At 53.9% G+C, this 17656-nt stretch carries 20 protein-coding genes; 9 read left to right on the top strand and 11 right to left on the bottom strand.

The annotated features are described in order from the left end of the window. Positions 1-17: 17 nt before the first annotated feature. Positions 18-1265, top strand: a complete 1248-nt coding sequence (locus AC1931_RS11350) for an RDD family protein (RefSeq protein WP_483877383.1) — start codon at positions 18-20, stop codon at positions 1263-1265. A 1-nt stretch (position 1266) separates the two neighbouring features. On the opposite strand, the gene AC1931_RS11345 is transcribed toward AC1931_RS11350, so the two are convergent. Further along, the gene (locus tag AC1931_RS11345) at positions 1267-1884 is read right to left on the bottom strand and encodes a hydroxyacylglutathione hydrolase family protein (protein WP_483877382.1); all 618 of its coding nucleotides are present in this window, start codon (positions 1882-1884) and stop codon (positions 1267-1269) included. Continuing rightward, positions 1878-2096, bottom strand: a complete 219-nt coding sequence (locus tag AC1931_RS11340) for a hypothetical protein (protein ID WP_483877381.1) — start codon at positions 2094-2096, stop codon at positions 1878-1880. The genes AC1931_RS11345 and AC1931_RS11340 overlap by 7 nt, the downstream gene beginning before the upstream one ends. Positions 2097-2203: 107 nt before the next feature. Between AC1931_RS11340 and dapF the strand changes: the two genes are divergently transcribed. From dapF to AC1931_RS11315, 5 genes are all read left to right on the top strand, one after another. Then, positions 2204-3043, top strand: coding sequence for a diaminopimelate epimerase (gene dapF, locus AC1931_RS11335; RefSeq protein WP_483877380.1), 840 nt, complete (start codon positions 2204-2206; stop codon positions 3041-3043). Between the two features lie 200 nt (positions 3044-3243). Continuing rightward, positions 3244-3897, top strand: a complete 654-nt coding sequence (locus AC1931_RS11330) for a pyrimidine 5'-nucleotidase (RefSeq protein ID WP_483877379.1) — start codon at positions 3244-3246, stop codon at positions 3895-3897. Further along, a complete protein-coding gene (locus AC1931_RS11325; RefSeq protein ID WP_483877378.1) occupies positions 3897-4763 on the top strand; it encodes a deoxyribonuclease IV in 867 nt (288 codons plus the stop codon). Before AC1931_RS11330 ends, AC1931_RS11325 begins: the two co-directional genes overlap by 1 nt. Before the next feature lie 123 nt (positions 4764-4886). Next, positions 4887-5336 carry a D-aminoacyl-tRNA deacylase gene (gene dtd / locus AC1931_RS11320; RefSeq protein ID WP_483877377.1) on the top strand — a complete coding sequence of 150 codons (450 nt, stop codon included), beginning with the start codon at positions 4887-4889 and terminating at the stop codon, positions 5334-5336. 12 nt (positions 5337-5348) lie between these two features. Then, complete coding sequence (locus AC1931_RS11315) at positions 5349-5876, top strand: DUF4124 domain-containing protein (RefSeq protein WP_483877376.1); 528 nt, start codon at positions 5349-5351, stop codon at positions 5874-5876. 27 nt (positions 5877-5903) lie between these two features. On the opposite strand, the gene AC1931_RS11310 is transcribed toward AC1931_RS11315, so the two are convergent. From AC1931_RS11310 to AC1931_RS11285, 6 genes are all read right to left on the bottom strand, one after another. Next, a complete protein-coding gene (locus AC1931_RS11310; RefSeq protein ID WP_483877375.1) occupies positions 5904-6707 on the bottom strand; it encodes an ABC transporter ATP-binding protein in 804 nt (267 codons plus the stop codon). Next, positions 6704-7495: an ABC transporter permease gene (locus AC1931_RS11305; protein WP_483877374.1), complete on the bottom strand. Its 792-nt coding sequence runs from the start codon at positions 7493-7495 to the stop codon at positions 6704-6706. The genes AC1931_RS11310 and AC1931_RS11305 overlap by 4 nt, the downstream gene beginning before the upstream one ends. 5 nt (positions 7496-7500) lie before the next feature. Then, complete coding sequence (locus AC1931_RS11300; protein ID WP_483877373.1) at positions 7501-8415, bottom strand: ABC transporter substrate-binding protein; 915 nt, start codon at positions 8413-8415, stop codon at positions 7501-7503. A gap of 35 nt (positions 8416-8450) precedes the next feature. Further along, the gene (locus tag AC1931_RS11295; protein ID WP_483877372.1) at positions 8451-9485 is read right to left on the bottom strand and encodes a biotin synthase BioB; all 1035 of its coding nucleotides are present in this window, start codon (positions 9483-9485) and stop codon (positions 8451-8453) included. 124 nt (positions 9486-9609) lie between these two features. Continuing rightward, the gene (locus AC1931_RS11290; protein ID WP_483877371.1) at positions 9610-10053 is read right to left on the bottom strand and encodes a rhodanese-like domain-containing protein; all 444 of its coding nucleotides are present in this window, start codon (positions 10051-10053) and stop codon (positions 9610-9612) included. 40 nt (positions 10054-10093) lie between these two features. After that, the gene (locus tag AC1931_RS11285; RefSeq protein WP_483877370.1) at positions 10094-11395 is read right to left on the bottom strand and encodes a (Fe-S)-binding protein; all 1302 of its coding nucleotides are present in this window, start codon (positions 11393-11395) and stop codon (positions 10094-10096) included. Between the two features lie 164 nt (positions 11396-11559). On the opposite strand from AC1931_RS11285, the gene AC1931_RS11280 reads away from it, so the two are divergent. Next, positions 11560-12465, top strand: a complete 906-nt coding sequence (locus AC1931_RS11280; RefSeq protein ID WP_483877369.1) for a selenium metabolism-associated LysR family transcriptional regulator — start codon at positions 11560-11562, stop codon at positions 12463-12465. Positions 12466-12685: 220 nt separating this feature from the next. Here the strand turns inward: AC1931_RS11280 and AC1931_RS11275 are convergent, their stop codons facing one another. From AC1931_RS11275 to AC1931_RS11265, 3 genes are all read right to left on the bottom strand, one after another. Further along, positions 12686-14593: an AMP-dependent synthetase/ligase gene (locus tag AC1931_RS11275; RefSeq protein ID WP_483877368.1), complete on the bottom strand. Its 1908-nt coding sequence runs from the start codon at positions 14591-14593 to the stop codon at positions 12686-12688. Positions 14594-14595: 2 nt separating this feature from the next. After that, complete coding sequence (locus tag AC1931_RS11270; protein WP_483877367.1) at positions 14596-15075, bottom strand: YchJ family protein; 480 nt, start codon at positions 15073-15075, stop codon at positions 14596-14598. Positions 15076-15141: 66 nt separating this feature from the next. Continuing rightward, positions 15142-15663: a nitrous oxide reductase accessory protein NosL gene (locus tag AC1931_RS11265; protein ID WP_483877366.1), complete on the bottom strand. Its 522-nt coding sequence runs from the start codon at positions 15661-15663 to the stop codon at positions 15142-15144. 149 nt (positions 15664-15812) lie between these two features. Between AC1931_RS11265 and AC1931_RS11260 the strand changes: the two genes are divergently transcribed. Together AC1931_RS11260 and AC1931_RS11255 are read left to right on the top strand one after the other, a co-directional pair. Beyond that, a complete protein-coding gene (locus AC1931_RS11260; RefSeq protein ID WP_483877365.1) occupies positions 15813-16487 on the top strand; it encodes a sulfite exporter TauE/SafE family protein in 675 nt (224 codons plus the stop codon). Between the two features lie 31 nt (positions 16488-16518). Beyond that, on the top strand, positions 16519-17631 hold the full coding sequence (locus AC1931_RS11255) for a mechanosensitive ion channel family protein (RefSeq protein ID WP_483877364.1): 1113 nt from the start codon (positions 16519-16521) through the stop codon (positions 17629-17631). The last annotated feature ends 25 nt before the right edge of the window (positions 17632-17656 follow it).

Here is a 17656-nt window from a genome sequence, read left to right as displayed (position 1 = left end):
TCTGGAAAGGACATGTCATGAAGTGCCCCAAGTGTGGCTACAACAGCTTTGATTACCTCGACAGCTGTAAAAAGTGTGGCAAGGATCTGGTAGAGTTTAAGCAGCGCTTCGGAATCAAAAGTGTTCTGTTTCCTGGTGCTACCGCGATAATGGCAACTGATCTGGCTGAAGATGGCGATGAGGCTGCGGACTTAGCCGCCGCGACGGCTCTCGGTACCGCAGAGGTCTCCGCCGGCGCTAAAGTTTCGGAACCAGCGGATGAGAGCTCCTCGGGAGACGACTTCGGTTTTGACTTTATGGGCGAAAGCAGTGAAGAAGAAGATCTCTCCTTCGATGAACTGTTTGAAGAGGCTCCGCAAGAAGACGATATGGAAGAGTCCCTTGACGCGCCTAAAGCTCCCGAGGCTGCAGAGCCACAGGAAAGTGATTTTGCTTTCGATGTGCCCGAAGCCGATGATAATCTGGAAGACGATTTCGGTTTTGACGCCGAGGATGTTGCGGCTCAGGATGTTGAACCGAACAAAACCAAGGGATCTGCGGAGGGTCCCTCCGACCCTTTTGATTTACCGGAGTCTTCGCCTGCGGTGAGGGCTCCGGTTAAGACTAATCCTGCTTTCGTGTCAACGACTTCTGAAGCGGCGACGTCATTCGCCGCTGGCGAGGTGCGGTGGGCGGATGACCCGGCACAGATAGAGGAAGAAGTTTCCCCTGAGCCCGCTGCCGCGAGGTCGTTATTCGACGCGTCAGATGTCGGCCAAAGCAAGGGGCGGTTTTTGCCTGAAGGCGCAGCTGCTGAGGCGCAGAATGAAGGGGCGATTCCGGTAGTGCTGCCGGCATCTCTGGGTGGGCGTTTTGCCTCCTTTGTTTACGATGCGGTTATTCTTCTTGTCATTGGGCTGGGCTTCGTTGTTGCTGCCGAGCTTTCCATGTCCAGAGAAACTGGACCACTACCGACGATTGACACGCTGATCGACCTGTCGATCCCCTACTTTCTGATCCTTTTTTCTCTCACCTTTGGATATTTCACCTTGTTTCATTTCCTCGCCGGACAGACTCCCGGAAAAATGCTGACCAGCTTGCAGGTAGAAACCAGTGGCGGTGAGCCTCTGACCTTTTCCCAGGCTTTTCTGCGCAGTGTCGGCGGCTTGCTGCAGCTTCTTCCCTTAGGTTTAGGCTATCTGCAGTTGCTGTTCAGTGGCGATGGTCGTGGCTGGAATGACCAGCTCGCGGGGACCCGGGTTGTCAAGGTTGCATCCAGAAAATAATTTAACCCATTCTTAAGTCGATAAAGGATTTCAGATCCGGGCACTTGATAAACTCATTGTGCTCAAGTTCCCAGGCGATGGTGGAGCTCGGCATCGGACCGTAGTCGTGGCCGGGATAGACCCGCGTCGCCGGCGCCAGCTTTTTCAAACGCTGCAGGCTGGTGTAGAGCTGGCGCACGTCACTGCCGGGCAGGTCGGCCCGGCCGCAGCGGCTGACGAACAGGGTGTCGCCGGATACAATCGCATCTGCTGTGGCAAACACCACTGAGCCGGGGGCGTGTCCCGGGGTATGCATGACGGTGACGGATGAATTGCCGATGGGCAGTTGCATTCCCTCTGCCAACGGGATATCGGCATCGGGAATCGCATCCGGGTGAGCCGCGAGTCGAATTGCCCCGGCGGCGAGAATGTCGCCGTTGCCTTTGATATGATCCTGATGGCCGTGGGTGTTGAGCAAAAGTTTCACGTTCACCTGACGCCTGGCGGCTTCATCGAGGACAAGCTGCGGGCGCATCGATGGATCAATGATGGCACCCTCACGGGTCTGTGGGCAGTAGACCAGGTAGGAGAAGTTCTCCATATCACTTGTCTTGATCTGAACGATTTCGAGGGCTACCATGGGTAGGTCACCGGTTCCTGTTTGCCGATATAGCGAATTTCCATATCGATGATTTTGAAACGGTCACCGGTTTTGTGCACCACCCATTCATCTCCTTCTTCAGGGGGTTGGGGAAATTCGCGGGAACCCAGAAAGACGTCGTCATTATCGATCATCCCCCACCAGTCGAGGGAGCCGGTCTGCCAGATCTTGGTCTTCAGAAAAAAAGCCATTGTTTCTCCTGTGCTTGGCGGTAAGTGGTTGAGCCGTGTCAAATTAACCCTTATAGTAGCAGAGAGGGTTGGGCAGCGACAACCATGGAACGAGGAGGGCTGGAAGAATGAAATTCACCAAAATGCATGGCGCCGGCAACGACTATGTTTATGTCAATTGTTTTGAAGAACAGATTGATGATCCGGTCAGTCTGGCACAACACATCAGTGATCGCCACTTTGGTGTTGGTTCAGATGGACTGATCCTGATTTTACCCTCTGACTGTGCCGATTTGCGCATGCGCATGTTTAACTCCGACGGTAGCGAGTCGGAAATGTGCGGAAACGGAATTCGGTGTGTTGCCAAATATGCTTATGATCATGGCCTGACGCAAAAAACCGACATCCAGATCGAAACCGGGCATGGCATTCTTGGCCTTCATCTGTTTGTTGGCAGCGCTGGTCGGGTTGAGCGGGTGCGGGTTGCGATGGGGCGCCCCGGAGTGACCCGGGCGGTGATACCGATGACCGGCCCGGCCAACCAACAGGCACTCAATGTTCCGCTTGATCTTGCCGGCCAGTCCCTCGAATTGACCTGTGTTTCCATGGGTAATCCCCACGCGGTGATCTACGTTGACGATGTAGAACGGTTTCCGGTTACCCAGGTTGGCCCCCTGATTGAGCGACATCCCTGGTTTCCCAAACGTACCAACGTTGAATTTGTTCAGATCCTCTCCCCTGTCGAGGTGGTTCAACGTACCTGGGAGCGCGGTGCCGGCGAAACCCTGGCCTGCGGTACCGGAGCGTCAGCGGTGACGGTTGCCGGAGTCCTGACCGGTCGTACCGAACGCAGTATTACCAACCATCTGCGAGGAGGTGACCTGCTCATGGAATGGCGTGACGACGGCGAGGTGTTGATGACCGGCCCGGCCGTCGAGGTTTTCTCCGGTGTCTATGCTCCGGGCTAGTCCCTCTCCACAGACCGCTCTGTTAAGCAATCTAAGAAGGTGTCAGGCCGCACATTTTATCGTACGGCGTAAAAGACTACGCTCTCGCTCGAACGTTTGATGTCTTTAACCTTGTGAAAGACTTCCGGTTTCCGGATCACAAGCCCGTTTAAGGTTTCTCCCGGGTTTTCAGCCGGGCACCAGCGAGTCAAAGGTTTGGTATGAAAGCACTACTTTTTGATCTGGATAATACCCTCTATTCGCCGGGGTGTGATCTGTTTTCCCTGATTGATGTGCGCATTAACCGCTATATGGAAGAGATCGCCGGTATTGCCCTGGCGGAAGTCGATGGGTTGCGCCGCCGCTATTGGCGCGACTATGGGGCCACGTTGCTGGGGCTGATTCGTCATCATGAGGTCGATCCGGAGGATTATCTTGTCTACGTTCATGATGTGGATGTTGGTAGTCGTCTGGTGCCTGATCTTGCCCTGCGTGCTGTACTCAAGGCCTCCGGTATCCCCAGCTATGTCTTTACCAACGGTTCACGTTGTCACGCTGATCGGGTTCTGGGTGCTCTTGGTATCGATGACCTGTTTGTTGATATCTTCGATATCCGTATTGCGGGGTACCAGCCCAAACCCAATCCCGACCCCTATCAGCAGGTGCTGGACCGGCTTGCTCTGCAGGGGAAAGACTGCGTGATGGTTGAAGATCAGTTGCAGAATCTGCACACCGCAAAGACATTCGGTATGACCACTGTTCTGGTTGCCCCTGAAGGTCAGGTTGGTGGCGATGTTTCCTGTGTCGACAGTCATCTTCACGCAGTGAGCGATATCGCCCCCTTGCTCAACGGCTGGCGCACCGGTAGTCGTTGATGGCTGATCCTGCTACCTCCCGATTGCTGCTCGGTACCCATGTTTCGATTGCCGGGGGAATGGAACGGGCCTTTTCCCGTGCCGGTGACATCGGTGCTACCGCCATTCAGATTTTTACCCGTAATGCCAGTCGCTGGCAGGCCCCGCCCCTGACGGAAGAAACTGTCGCCGCATTTCGCGCGGCCCGACAAGCAAGCGCTGTGCGGTATGTTGCTGCCCATAGCAGTTATCTGCTGAATCTCGCCAGCCCCGATCCGGATCAGCAGCAACGCTCGATCCTCTCCTGCATTGATGAACTGGATCGCTGTCGGCGGTTGGGTATTGAATCGCTCGTCATCCATCCCGGCTCGCACAAGGGGGAAGGGGTTGCTGCCGGGTTGACAACCCTGTGTCGAAGTTTTGAGCAGATTTGCCGACAAGGCGGTGATGAGGTCATCATCCTGCTGGAAAATACCGCCGGCCAGGGTCATTCCCTCGGGGCATCATTTCAGGAGTTGGCCTGGGTGCTTGATCGTCTCGACCCCGGACGTTTTGGGGTCTGTCTTGATACCTGTCACGCTTTTGCTGCCGGTTATGATCTCAGCACTTCACAGGGTTATAAACAACTGATGGAGGAGGTTGATCGGTTGGTCGGCATTGAAAGGTTGCAGCTCTTTCACTTGAACGACAGTAAGAAGCCCCTGGGCTCCAGGGTCGATCGTCATGAACATGTCGGGCAGGGGTTGATCGGTGTTGAGGGATTTCGGCGCTTGATGCAGGATCAGCGCTTTGCTCTTTGTCCCAAAATTACCGAAACGCCGCCGGGAGAAAATCACTGTCACGATCTCGAGAATCTGGCATTGTTGCGGAAGTTGGTGCAAGGATAGGGGCTGCAGGTTTTTTGTACCTGCTTCAGCACTTCTTAAGTGGACGGACGGTGAAAAGATTTTTCACCACTACTGGAGTGCTGTGCAGAACCAGATATAATTTAAGCGTAAAAAGGACAAACCATGCGGGCGGTCGTACAGCGAGTGACTCAGGCGGGAGTGACGGTAGCAGGAAAAAAAGTCGCAGATATTACCGGTGGTTTGCTGGTCCTGCTGGGGGTTGAGCAGGGAGATAATGAAAAGGATGCCGTTTATCTCGCCGACAAGATCGCCGGACTGCGGATTTTCGAGGATAAGGTTGGCAAGATGAATCTGTCGGTCGTCGACATTCAGGCAGAGGTGCTGGTGGTGTCGCAGTTCACCCTGCTTGGAGACTGTCGTAAAGGGCGGCGTCCCGGTTTTTCAAACGCGGCAGCACCGGAACTGGCTGAACCTTTGTGCGACCGTTTTGTTGTCTTGTTAAGGGAGCACGGGGTTACAGCGCAAACGGGGGTTTTCCGGGCCGATATGGCGGTGGATCTGGTGAATGATGGGCCGGTGACCATGCTTATCGACAGCAGAAAGCTGTTTTAGCTGGAGGGTAAAATGAGAAGACTGATTTTGATGGTGGTTTTATGTCTGGCGCCAATGATGGTAGAGGCGACCTTGTACTCCTGTCGTGACAGCGAAGGGCGACTCCATGTTACCGATAATCTGCAGTCCCTGCCGGACGAGTGTCGGGCTGATGTGCGTGAAGTGGAGGCCGGCGACCCTGATAATCTGAATTTTGTTCCCGAAGCTACTCTTCCTCCGGTAGAGGATACCCGTTCACGTTTTGAGCTGGAAGTGCTCCAACAGCAGCGACGTCAGCAGGAGCAGGAACAACGTGAAGAACAGTTGATCAGTCAGGCGCGGGGTCTGGTTGACCAGTTTGAGCAGGCTCAGCAGGATCGGCGTAATGCCATCAGGAGCTGGAGTTATGATTCACGTGCGACGATTGAACGTGCAGCTGATGACATGACCGCAGCTCGCAACGGTAAACAGCGGATGCTGACGAATCTGGAGCAGCAGCGGGTGTCGGTCAGGACCTCTGAACAGGTGCGGTCAATTCTTGAGCAGATCACAGAGCCTTGATCTGTGAACCGATTGGTGAAGATACCTTCATTTGTCCTTGAGTAGTTCGTTGATGCGTGTACGTAGCCGCAAAAAGGCTTCATGGTCAATGGTACGGGCCTTTGGGAGATCGATCCGGATGTCATGACTGATCCGCCCCGGATTCTTGTCAAACAGCAGGATCCGATCACCGAGCAGCAGCGCCTCGCTGACATCGTGGGTCACAAAGAGAATGGTTGGTGCGAATTGTCGCCGTAATTCCTGCAACAGACCCTGCATCTGCTCACGGGTCTGGGCATCCAGGGCGGCAAAAGGCTCATCCATTAATAAGATCCGGGGCTGCAGAATCATGACCCGTGCCAGTGCTACCCGTTGTTTCATTCCTCCTGAGATCTCACGCGGCAGATAATCTCCAAAACCGCTCAAGCCCACCAGATCAATAAAACGATCAACTTCAGATTGCTTCTGTCGCCGGCTCAAGGAAAGATTAGCGAGGCCGAAAGCGATATTTTCCCTGACTGTCAACCAGGGGAAGAGGGCGTCCTCCTGAAAAACCATGCAGCAGGCCGGACCTGAATGCTGCAGGGGTTCGCCATTGAGGCGGATATTGCCGGCGCTGGGTTTGATAAAGCCGGCCAGCAGTTTGAGCAGGGTCGACTTGCCGCAGCCGCTGCGACCAAGCAGGCAGACCAGCTCTTTTTGCGCAACAGTGAAGGAAAGCTCCTCCAGGGCGCAGATCTGCTCATTAGCGTCTGAAGTGAAGCGCTTGGCCAGTCCTTTGACCTCGAGAATCACCGGTTCAGCAGCTGTATCCTGTCGAGAGTGAATAATCTGCAGGTGGCTGCGGCTCATGTCATTCTCCGGGCGCTCTTGAAAAACAGGCGCAGCAGCAGGTGCAGGCCGGTATCGCACAAGCGACCGATCAGGGCTATCAGGATGATGCCGACGATGATGATATCGTTGCGTCCAAGCATACGGGCATCCATGATCACGGCGCCGAGACCGTTGGGGACGCCGGTGAGCTCACCCAAAACCAGATAGGCCCAGGAAATCCCCATCCCCAGGCGCAGACCGGTGACAATGTGGGGCATGGCAGCCGGAATCAGCACTCGATAAATCCGTCGCCAGCGGTTCATGCCAAGCATGGTCCCAGCCTGAATCATGGTGGGATTGATCTGGCGGGCACCGGCCTCAGCATTGAGAAAAATCGGGAAAAAAGCTGCCAGTGCCACGAGAAAAACCGTCGTTTTGAGGCCGATACCAAACCAGATCAACGCCAGGGGGAGCCAGCAGATGCCGGGTACCGCACGCAGGGCATTGAGGGTGCTGCCCAGCAATAACTGGATGCGGTTAAGCCTTCCGGAGAGGAGCCCCAGCGGCAGGCCGATGGTGGTGGCCAGAACAAAACCGAGGAGCACGCGGCCAATGCTGGCGCTGAAATCACCAATAAAACGTCCGGTATAGATGCCTTTTTGCGGATCACCCACCATATAATCAAATCCGGCAACCAGGACCTGTTGCGGATGGGGCAGAAGATAGGTGGGAATCAACTCCCTGCTGCTGACCAGGGACCAGGCCAGCAGCAGCAGAAGTGGCAGCACCCAGGGTAGAACGCGTTGCAGCAAGGGATTGGTTGTCATCTTCCTCATGGGTTACTGTTGATCTTCCGGACAAAGGACAGATCCAATAATTGTTCGTAGTCAGGTTGCCGGCTGATGATGCCAAGGGCCTGCATCTGCGCACCCAGAGCCTGAACCTGGCGGACAAAGGTATCGTCCATGTTCCAGGTCAGTTCCATGTTGCCGACTGCCTGCTCAAGAATCGACAGCGGGGTACCGAACTCTGCCGCAGTAAGTAGCCATTGTTGCGGGTTAGCATTAAGCCAGTCGGTAGCAGCGGCATGGGCGTTGACCAGTTGCTGGACCAGCTCAGGATTTTTCACAATCGTGGAGCGGTTGACGATCATGGCGGCATTGATGGTGCCGACGGAGTCTTGGAAGTAAGGGTAAGAGAGGATGCGCCCGTAGCCTTGATCAATCGCCAGGGTCGGGAAGGGTTCACCCGATAAAAAAGCATCAATGTTCCCTCGCGACAGGGCTATTCCCATATCGAAAAAATCAACCCGCATCAGCCTGACATCGGTTGCCGGTGAGAGGCCATTGCGCTGCAAGGTTTCACGTAACAGAATTTCATGCATGGTGCCCGGCACATAGCCGATGGTTTTGCCTTTGAGATCGGCTACCGTCTCAATCCCGCTGTTGCTGCCGACCACCAGAGCTGAAGCGCGGTTACACAGGGCGGCAACAATGACGACCGGTTGCCCGAGGGTGGCGGCGTGGATGGCATGGGCGAGGGTCGTGCCGGTCATGGTCAGGCTGCCGGCCAGCAGGGCGGTTTTCTGATCTGCCGGGTTGGTGAAGGTGCGCACGTCGACCTTGACCTGTGCGGGGAGAAAATTATGATAGAAAAACGGCTGTATGGTCTGAGCCGTTTTCCAGGTGCCTACCCGTAATTCATCGGCAACGCCCGCTGTCGAAAAACCCGCGAGCATCATCAACATCAGTGCTGCTGGCAACCTGCGAAGAAGAAAAATGTTCATCCCTGGACCCGGTGGCCGGTCCCTGCTGCCGGTAAGCGATAGCAGTTGGAGGAAAGCAGGGGGTCAAGGTTCATCTCGCGCTGGATCTGTTGACAGGTTTCAATGCCGTGCCCCCGTCCTTTGCCGGTATCGTCGATACCGTCTCTGGGGCTGGAGCCCACCTCCGGAAAAAACAGATTGGCGCCGGCCATCAAAGAGGCAGCATGGGGTTCATGGGTACAGTGGGCTTGCGGGACATTGCCCATGATCAGGCGGCTGATGGCCACCAGACGCGCCATTTCCAGTTCAGTAATCATGCCGAACTTTTCCATGGGCGAGCCTGGGAAGTTGATGCGGCGCATGACCCCACTGTAGCTCGCCTTATTGTCCCGCGCCAGCAACATCAGCTCAACCATCTCTTCAGCACTGTGTTCCGGACCAACGGGCTCAATGCAGTTGGCCCAACCCAGGCCGACATCTCGCAGCACCTTGATAGTGGCAATTCGTTTATCACGATTGAGCGGGGTATCACGCCCTTCCCCCAGCCTGACCGCGTGGTAGGCACCGACAAATCCGGCCTTGAGCAGCTCTTCGCCTTCACGATGATTAATGTCACGCGTATTTGCAACCAGCGGGGTTGACACTTCGCGCCGGAGGATTCGACCAATTTCCAGCAGTTTTTCGAAGGGGTAGGTACCGGTGGTCATCAGATTTAGAGCGTCAGCCTGATGACGCTCTGCTTCTTTTGCCCAGGTGATCACCTGCTCCAGTGAAAACTCGGTTTTTTCAGTAAAGATACCGGCCGTGTAGGTCAGGCTGCAAAACAGACAATCCAAGGGGCAGGGCTCAACATTCAGACCGATGTGGTAGTGATTCTCGCCTTTGAGCCCGAACTGCTCCTTTGACATCCGGTCTGCGGTGGCCATTAACTGATAGCAAACCTCAGAGTGGAGGGGGATCGTCATCAGTTGCAGGGCTTCTTCTCGCGTTAAGGAGGCGTATTCAAGGGCTTTAGAAAAAATATCCTGATAGCGCAGGTGCTGTAATGTCACTGCCGAGGCCTTTCTGTAAATCAAGCGTTATTCTGTCAAAATAACACAATTGCCGGTGTGGAAGCACCCATCACCGGCAATTGAATCATACTTTTTCTGTTGAAAAATGACGGACAGTTTGTTCTCAGGGTTTAACAACATCACCAGGAAAAACTTTGTTATAGGTTTCCTGTCCTTTTGTCAGAACAAACAGCCGTTTGCTGTCAATGCCGTTTTTTTCAAGATAATCATAGGGGCGGGTAGCGCCGCTCCCTCCTCTGGGGCAAATCACAACGATATCCTCGGTCGTTTTCTGTGCGCGGGCGAGGATGATATCCAGCTTGCGATAATCTTCTTCGGTTTCTAGTGGGCGAGCAAAGGTCTGGATGGCCTGGGGCAAATAACCGGTGGAGAATTCTTGGGGGTTCTGGGTTGAAAAGACCATTAACTTGCCGTTTACGATATCCCCTGAATCCATTCTGGTTTTGAGTTCCTGGGGGGAAATCTGATTGTAGCTTTTGGCGGTGACGATAGAGGTCAAAGTCAATGACAGGGCGAAGGTCAGGCAGAGGATCAGGTACTTGTTCATTTGTTTCTCCTGGAGTTGTGGACCAATGGCAGCGTCCGGGTTACGAGGATTTTTTAAACAGCGGTGAATGGTTATGAATCTTCTGATGAATCACGTGAAGCAGCGAAACGCCGGCGATCACTCCCTTCATGAGCAGAGCAACAATGGCGATTGATCCGGGCTTTCTGGCCGGAGGCGGGACAAAGGTGCGTTCCCGGGTTGTTGCTGCCGGGAAATCGCGCTGTAATCTTTTCTTGAATTGCAGCCGCCGCAGATAAGTAAAAGGAGCTTTGGTGACCTTGTGGTTAGCTGTTAACGCGGTCTGCGGTTGAAATATCAGATCCAGAACATGAGCTGTTTTGGTTTTTCCGCTGAAACTGCTGGTGCAACCGGCGCAGTAACTGACAATCGACCGGCCCTGTGCCTCCTCAAGGCGCTGATCGATCCATAGTTGTGACTGTTCCGGCACCAGACAACTCGTGCCGCCACCCTCACCACAGCAGATAGTTTTTTCCCTGCTGTGGGGCATCTCCTCAATCCGGGTTCCGGCCTTTGACAGCAGCTGTCGAACTGCATCTTGCACGCTGGCATCTGAGCGGGTAACGCAGGGGTCGTGAACAGTTACAAGGGGTTTTCTTGCGGCATCTGTGAGTGAGGGTGCGGGTGGGTGTTCGGCGAGAATCTCGTAGACCGTCCGGGTGGTCAGTTCGGGTGCGTACTGAGTGAACACCCTTGAACAATTGGGACAGGCGACCAGCACCGTCTTGATGCCGTGCGCTGTCAGGTAGTTGCGCAGTTCATCAAACATGACTGAAAAAAGGTGATCATCGCCTAAATCGTGGGAGGGTTTATTGCAGCAATCAAGGACAATGCCGACCGCTGGAATGACGCGCTGCAGATGTTTAAATAACTTGCCGGTGGTATCAGCGCGGCTTCCAACCAGTGCGCAGCCAGGGAAAAAGACAGTGTCACAGCCTGTGGGCAGGGCGTACCAGTTGTAGGTTTTTGCATTGCCGGTGCGTTCGTATGTGCGCAGGCCCCGATGCTCAGGCAAATCCGACAGTCCACGAGTAAAAGCTTCGCGGCGCATTTCGAGAAACATGCGCGCAGGATCGAGACCATCCGGGCAAACCTGGGTACAGAGTCCACAGAGGTTACATTCAAAGGATCGGGCCAGCAGTTTCGGATCATCGGGATCATAATCAGCCGCCTGTTGCAGTGGATCACCATAGCGCATGAGGAAATGGCATTCAGCAACGCAGACGCCGCATTGGGTGCAATGATGCTGATGTTCGTCAAGTTCCCGGCGCAGGTTGTGGTTGATTGTTTCAGTAACGGCGGCTGCTGTCTGGGCGGAGGGCATTCGTGCTGTTCCTTGGATAATTGGGGCCGAATCAGAAGGCTCTGATGACAAGCAGAATGAATATTTCACATCGGCACGCATGCTAAAAGGTTGACCTGGCAGGGTCAAATGGATAATTTTGATGAATCCGATGGTATCTATTGTGTTAACCGATAGGAGAGCATATGACCCTGCGCCAGCTTGAATTGTTCGTCGCGGTCGCCGAAACCGGAAGCTTTTCCCGTGGTGGCGAACTTTTGTCCCTTACCCAGTCAACGGTAAGTCAACATATTGCCGCCCTTGAAGAGGAGTTCGGCACACGACTGCTGGATCGAATCAGCAAGGGAGTCGTTCTTACTGCCGGCGGAAAGATCTTTTTGCATCGGGCGCGGATGATTCTGGCCGAGGTTGATCAGCTGAAACAGGCGATGAACCGTTTTCATGGCATCGATCATGCTCACCTTGAACTGGGGGCGAGCAATATTCCCGCAAATTATCTGGTGCCACGGTTGCTGCCGTTATTGCAAAAGCATTATCCGGGAATTTCAATGACGGTGGGGATGGGTGATACCCAGCAGGTTCTCAATGATATCCGCGCGCAGCGGGTGGAACTGGGACTGGTCGGCGGTCGAATTGAAGATGATCTTTACCGCTACACGCCGATCATGTCGGATGAATTGATTTTGATTGCCGGTGCCGATCATCCCCTGTGCCAGGGTGGAACAATCAGTCTCGAGCAGGTGTTTGAGTTGGGATTGGTGGTTCGTGAAGCGGGTTCCGGAACCTGGCAAAATCTGAATAATGCCCTCATTAAAGCGGGTTATGACCCGCAGACGCTGCAAGTGCTGGCGCGACTGGGAAGCAATGAAGCGGTGCGTCGTACTGTCGCCGCCGGCTATGGTTGTGCCTTTGTCTCCGATCTGTCGGCCAGGGAAAGTATCCAGCGCGGGGAATTGTGCCGGATCAAGGTTGATGGACTGCAGATTGTCCGGCAACTTTGGCTGGCAGAGATGGCTGAACGCACCAGTTCCCCGGCGGCCCAGGCAGTAAAGCAACTGGTTCTTGATACCTTTGGAAGTGGGGAAAGCTAAGTTCGGTCAGAAGTGCATTAACATTAGCGGGACTCTGAACAATCTGGTTCTGGTGCTTGCGCAATCAGGGCGCCGTGCAGAAGCGCTGGCAGTAATTGATCAAGCGATCGCCCAAGGTGGAATCACCAGGGTGGGGGTCCGCCAAGCCCGGCAGAAAGTCGTCGCTGATGCAGTTCCAATCAAAGGAACTGATGTTGCTCCAGCGCCCGGCCAACCCTGTTTATTTTAGTAGTTTGCTGATAATTTCCCGGTACTTGGTTTCGATGACGTGGCGCTTTTTTTTCAGGGTGTTGGTCAGCTCTTCGCCGGCGGTAAATTCCTTATCAAGAAAATGAATATTCTGGAGTTTTTCAAAGGGTTTAAACCCCTTTTTGGCGTTCAGCAGTTTATTGATTTCGGCTTTTACCCGATCGAGGACCTTTTGGTCAGCAAGCAGCTGATCCTTGGTCTCTGCCAGTTGTTCCGCCTTGTCGGCGATGAATTCACGTAACAGCTCCATGTCGGGAATGATGAGTGCCCCCAGCCCTTTTTTGTCCTGTCCGACCAGAACCGCATCGGTGACGAAGGGGAGCTGGGTAATGGTGGATTCAATCCGACTGGGATCAATGTTCTCGCCGCTGGCCAGGACAATAATTTCTTTAGAGCGACCAGTAATAACCAGTTCACCGCTTAAGGTCAATTTGCCCAGATCACCGGTGCGAAAAAACCCGTCCGTGGTGAAGGCGTTGAGATTTTCAGTATCGTCCTGATAGTAGCCCGGAAATACCTGTTCCCCGCGGACCTCAATCTCCCCCTCTTCTCCAGCGGCCAGTATTCGACCATCATCTGCGACAATGCGCAGCTCTGTCCCTTTTGTGGGTGGCCCCAGGGTGCCGAATACCTCACAGTTCAAAGCCCGTCCGGCAATAGCCGGAGCGCACTCGGTCATGCCGTAGGCGTTGACGATGCGGATGCCAATGGCATCAATCCACTCATCCAGATAGGTCGGCAGGCTGCCCCCGCCACTTATCGCCATGCGTAAGCGACCACCGAAGCGTGCCTGTACCGCGGCTAGTTTTTTTTGAGCGAAACAGTAAGGCAAAAACAGGGCGACTAATGTAGCGAAGGAAATCAGCTTTTCCCAGACAACAAGCAAAGGATTGCGTTTGCGAAAACGTGGGAGCTGATCTTTCAGACGACGGCGGTGAAAGCGATAAGCAACCGAGATAGCGACGAGTTTTTTGAAGATGCGCGCCTTACGCGGATTCTGCTTTTCCAGGGTCTGGTTGATCTTGCTGTACATCGATTCCCACAGGCGCGGCACCGTTGCTACCAGGGTCGGTTTATAGGTCTCCAGATCGGCAGCAAAGGTTTTAACCGTCGAGTAAACAGTGCAGCACCCTTGTGACAGGGCAAGATATTCGCACGCGCGCTCAAAAATATGCCAGCTTGGCAGAATTGAAACAAAGCTGTCGGTTTCTTTAAGGGCAATGATTTCGGGCAGGGTGTGGACGTTGTACATGATGTTGCGGTGGGTGAGGATGACCCCCTTGGGATTGCCGGTGGTACCCGAGGTGTAGATCAGGGTGAAGGTCTCATCCAGGCTCAGGGTGTAGCGCCGGGCGATGAATTCTTCCCGGTCCGCTGGTGTAATGTTGCGGTTGTCCAGAATGTCGTTGTAGCTGTAGACATTATCGAACCAGCGGTGGGTCTTTCCCCCCTCGATGACGAAAACCGCCCGCAACTTCTTCATCTTCTTGAGAATCGCGCTGTGGGCCTTGAGCAGCGCTTCGGTTTCAATCACCAGGAATTCGCAGCCGGCATGCTCGAGGATATATTCGAGCTCACGGGTCGGGGTGTCACTGCCGCGCGGTACGCTGATTGCCCCCAGGGAGATCAGGGCAAAGTCGGTGACAATCCAGCCATAGCGATTGTCCGACAACAGCATGACCTTGCTTCCCTTGCTGATCTTGTGGGAGGCAAAGGCCTTGGCCAGAATCAGGGCATCGTCAAAGAGTTTGGCGTAGCTGACCTGAAATTCACTGCCGGCAGCCCGGTAGATAAAAGCGTTGTGCTCAGCGAAATTCTCGCAGCTGGCAAGCAGGGTGTCAAAGAGGGTGCCCTGTGGCGTGATGACGGTCGTCACCATGGTTACTGGCCGCAGCACTTTTTGAATTTTTTACCGCTACCACAGCTGCATGGGTCATTACGGCCGATCTTGGAGACCGTCAGCGGTGGGGATTTGATCATTTCCCCCTCGGTAAACAGCCAGTTGCTGCCGGTTTTGGCAAAATGCGCACGCTCGTGGTGGCTGCGGATAACCCCTTTGTCGCGAAAACGGGCGATGAATTCGACCTCGCCCTGCTCATCGTCAGCATCACCGGCAGTGGTAACGACTTCCAGTCCAAGCCACTGGGATTTTTCTGCCCAGTTTTTTGTTCCCTTGTGATCGTAATTAGTGCGGTGGTCAGGGTGAGTGCTGCTGTAGAGAAAATCGACAGCCACCTTGTCGTGGGCACTGTAGCGGGCACGCATCAATTCCTCAGGGGTTGCTGCGCTTCTCTTGCCGGTGATGACCGGCTCACAGCAATTGGCATAATCCAGATTGGTGCCACAGGGACAAAGGCTCATGGGTGACTCCTTCTTCGCTTTACGATCATGATCCAGCCACAAGAGGTTGGATGTTATCCGAAAAAATTACTGATTCAGTGCGGGTTGTTCTGTTGCCATCTGTGCCCGCCGGGCTTTGCGTCGCTCACGGATCATCCGTGTGTCTTCGTAAAGATCACTGTAGGTAGCCTGCAGGGCTTCCTCAAAGGTGACTATTTCGCCTGTGTTTTCGGCTATGAAAGCTTCCGCGTCGGTGTGCTTGGCAAAGGCCCATTTAGCGCGCTTACTCATTACCCCGGGACGTTTCCCACCGACTACCCAGGTGGCGGTTTCAGCGTCAATCAGCTCATCGGTGTAATAGTCTCCCACCATCATCCGCACCGGTGCCTTGTCAAGATTGTTGACCATATCCACTGCCGCACAGCGGATACTGCAGGTGCCGACTTCACTGCCGTCATCATACACAAGCAGCATGCGGCTGAAGGAGAACTTGCCACGATCCATCCCGCAATGAGGGCAAGAGGGATGGTTGACAATGTCGCTCTGAGAGCCGATAACTAGAGTGGTTAGAAAAAGCAGGGTGGCCACCAGTAGAATAATTTTTTTCACAAATCTCTCCTTTTAAATATTAGACTAGATATAAATACATTTTTCATAACAGCCTCGACCCACCCTTTTACCAGTAAAAGACACTAACGACAAGAGTCTGGTGGATTTAACGAACAGGCTGATGTTGCAGCAACGGAGAATGACAGCAGATGGACCCTCTTTACTCCCTGGCGTTAATGACCGGATTGTTCGGTTCCGCCCACTGTATCGGCATGTGTGGCGGTATTGTTACCGCCCTGTCGTTGACTGCTGATGGGCGCAATAGTGGCCCCTTTTTCCATCTGCTTTATAATGTCGGCCGAACCATGACCTACGGCCTGATCGGTCTGGTGGTCGGTTGGCTCGGTTCGGCATTGGCAATGAGTGGTTCATACCGGCAGGCAACCCTTGGCCTGTTGATTTTCAGTGATATCCTTGTCATCCTGATCGGTATCGGCAGTGCCGGGCTGTTCCAGCGGGTCAATATCATGGCCCTTGAATTTGCCGGTCCGGTTCAGTATCTGAGCCGTGCAGTTAAAAGATTGCGCAGCTTGCCGCCGGCTTTGTCAGCTTTGCCGTTGGGGATGTTATTCGGTTTTTTGCCCTGTGGCCTGTTGTACGCTATGGCGATTACCGCCGCGGGCAGCGCTGACCCATTACGCGGGGCGGTCACTATGATCGCTTTTGGTCTCGGCACCATTCCGTCCCTGTTTCTGGTCGGTAGTGCGGCCCAGTGGTTCAGCCGCAAGCGCAACTGGATGCTGAAAGGGGCGGGGTTGCTGGTCGCCCTGATGGGTTGTTATAATCTCGTTCGGCATCTGTCCATGGACGTTGTTTGTCATTAGCAGGATGTTTGAAAAGAATCTGGAGAGGTCGATGGAAGAATCGGTTAATAACATCATTGTTCAGCTTCTGAATGTGCTCAACCTCGATGGTGGTTATGCCTGGATTATCCAGGTTTTTATTATTGTGCTGCTGACATCTTTTGTCAGTTACGGGGTCAAAAGGATTTTTGATCGTCTTGAAAAAACGGCCCTGACCACTAAAACCTTCTGGGACGACTTGCTCATCAGTTCGGCACGCAAACCGGTACGAGTTTTTATCTGGCTTAACGGCCTGTTATGGGCGACTGAAGTTGTTCGCCAGGTATCGAATGAGCCGATTTTTAATTTTATTGACCCACTGCGTGAAGTTTCTTTTATTGTAATTTTTGCCTGGTTTATGACCGGCCTGATCAACAAGGGTGAAACGACCATTCAAAGCCCGAAACGAATGGAAAAACCCCTTGACGCGACAACCGCCTCGGCGCTCGCGAAATTACTGCGCCTATCGGTAATAATTACCACTGCGCTGGTGGTCTTGCAGACACTGGGCTTCAGTATCTCAGGGGTTTTGGCCTTTGGCGGCATCGGTGGTATCGCTGTCGGTTTTGCCGCCAAGGACCTGCTCGCCAATTTTTTCGGTGGCCTGATGATTTATCTGGATCAGCCCTTCAGGGTCGGCGACTGGGTGCGATCCCCGGATAAGGAGATCGAAGGGACGGTGGAAACGATCGGCTGGCGGCTGACCTGTATCCGGACCTTTGACAAGCGTCCCCTGTATGTGCCCAACGCTACCTTTGCCAACATCTCGGTGGAAAACCCGTCACGGATGACCAACCGCCGTATTTTTGAAAATATCGGGGTACGTTATGCCGATGGTAACAAGGTCGCCGCCATCGTCATGGAGGTCAAAGAGATGCTGTGTTCCCATCCGGATATCGCTGCTGATCTGACGATGATCGTCAACGTGAATCGCTTTGCTGCCTCATCCATCGATTTCATGGTCTACACCTTTACCAAAACCACCAACTGGGTGGAATTTCACGGCATCAAAGAGGACGTGATGCTCAAGATCATGGAGATCATTGAACATAACGGTGCCGAAATCGCCTTCCCGACCCAGACGATTCATCTCGAATCACCGGAACCCGATCCCCAGGAGTGGTAACTTCAGGTTGTCGGGTCATCCCCAT

The organism is Pelovirga sp. C15f, assembly GCF_057178085.1.
This window is presented reverse-complemented; position numbering and strand designations above follow the sequence as displayed.

What these genes read in the sequence shown, in the direction of transcription:
- AC1931_RS11350 (WP_483877383.1), top strand. Translation starts at nt 18, where the DNA reads ATGAAGTGCCCCAAGTGTGGCTACAACAGCTTTGATTACCTCGACAGC.
- AC1931_RS11345 (WP_483877382.1), bottom strand. Translation starts at nt 1,884, where the DNA reads ATGGTAGCCCTCGAAATCGTTCAGATCAAGACAAGTGATATGGAGAAC.
- AC1931_RS11340 (WP_483877381.1), bottom strand. Translation starts at nt 2,096, where the DNA reads ATGGCTTTTTTTCTGAAGACCAAGATCTGGCAGACCGGCTCCCTCGAC.
- dapF (WP_483877380.1), top strand. Translation starts at nt 2,204, where the DNA reads ATGAAATTCACCAAAATGCATGGCGCCGGCAACGACTATGTTTATGTC.
- AC1931_RS11330 (WP_483877379.1), top strand. Translation starts at nt 3,244, where the DNA reads ATGAAAGCACTACTTTTTGATCTGGATAATACCCTCTATTCGCCGGGG.
- AC1931_RS11325 (WP_483877378.1), top strand. Translation starts at nt 3,897, where the DNA reads ATGGCTGATCCTGCTACCTCCCGATTGCTGCTCGGTACCCATGTTTCG.
- dtd (WP_483877377.1), top strand. Translation starts at nt 4,887, where the DNA reads ATGCGGGCGGTCGTACAGCGAGTGACTCAGGCGGGAGTGACGGTAGCA.
- AC1931_RS11315 (WP_483877376.1), top strand. Translation starts at nt 5,349, where the DNA reads ATGAGAAGACTGATTTTGATGGTGGTTTTATGTCTGGCGCCAATGATG.
- AC1931_RS11310 (WP_483877375.1), bottom strand. Translation starts at nt 6,707, where the DNA reads ATGAGCCGCAGCCACCTGCAGATTATTCACTCTCGACAGGATACAGCT.
- AC1931_RS11305 (WP_483877374.1), bottom strand. Translation starts at nt 7,495, where the DNA reads ATGACAACCAATCCCTTGCTGCAACGCGTTCTACCCTGGGTGCTGCCA.
- AC1931_RS11300 (WP_483877373.1), bottom strand. Translation starts at nt 8,415, where the DNA reads ATGTTGATGATGCTCGCGGGTTTTTCGACAGCGGGCGTTGCCGATGAA.
- AC1931_RS11290 (WP_483877371.1), bottom strand. Translation starts at nt 10,053, where the DNA reads ATGAACAAGTACCTGATCCTCTGCCTGACCTTCGCCCTGTCATTGACT.
- AC1931_RS11285 (WP_483877370.1), bottom strand. Translation starts at nt 11,395, where the DNA reads ATGCCCTCCGCCCAGACAGCAGCCGCCGTTACTGAAACAATCAACCAC.
- AC1931_RS11280 (WP_483877369.1), top strand. Translation starts at nt 11,560, where the DNA reads ATGACCCTGCGCCAGCTTGAATTGTTCGTCGCGGTCGCCGAAACCGGA.
- AC1931_RS11275 (WP_483877368.1), bottom strand. Translation starts at nt 14,593, where the DNA reads ATGGTGACGACCGTCATCACGCCACAGGGCACCCTCTTTGACACCCTG.
- AC1931_RS11270 (WP_483877367.1), bottom strand. Translation starts at nt 15,075, where the DNA reads ATGAGCCTTTGTCCCTGTGGCACCAATCTGGATTATGCCAATTGCTGT.
- AC1931_RS11260 (WP_483877365.1), top strand. Translation starts at nt 15,813, where the DNA reads ATGGACCCTCTTTACTCCCTGGCGTTAATGACCGGATTGTTCGGTTCC.
- AC1931_RS11255 (WP_483877364.1), top strand. Translation starts at nt 16,519, where the DNA reads ATGGAAGAATCGGTTAATAACATCATTGTTCAGCTTCTGAATGTGCTC.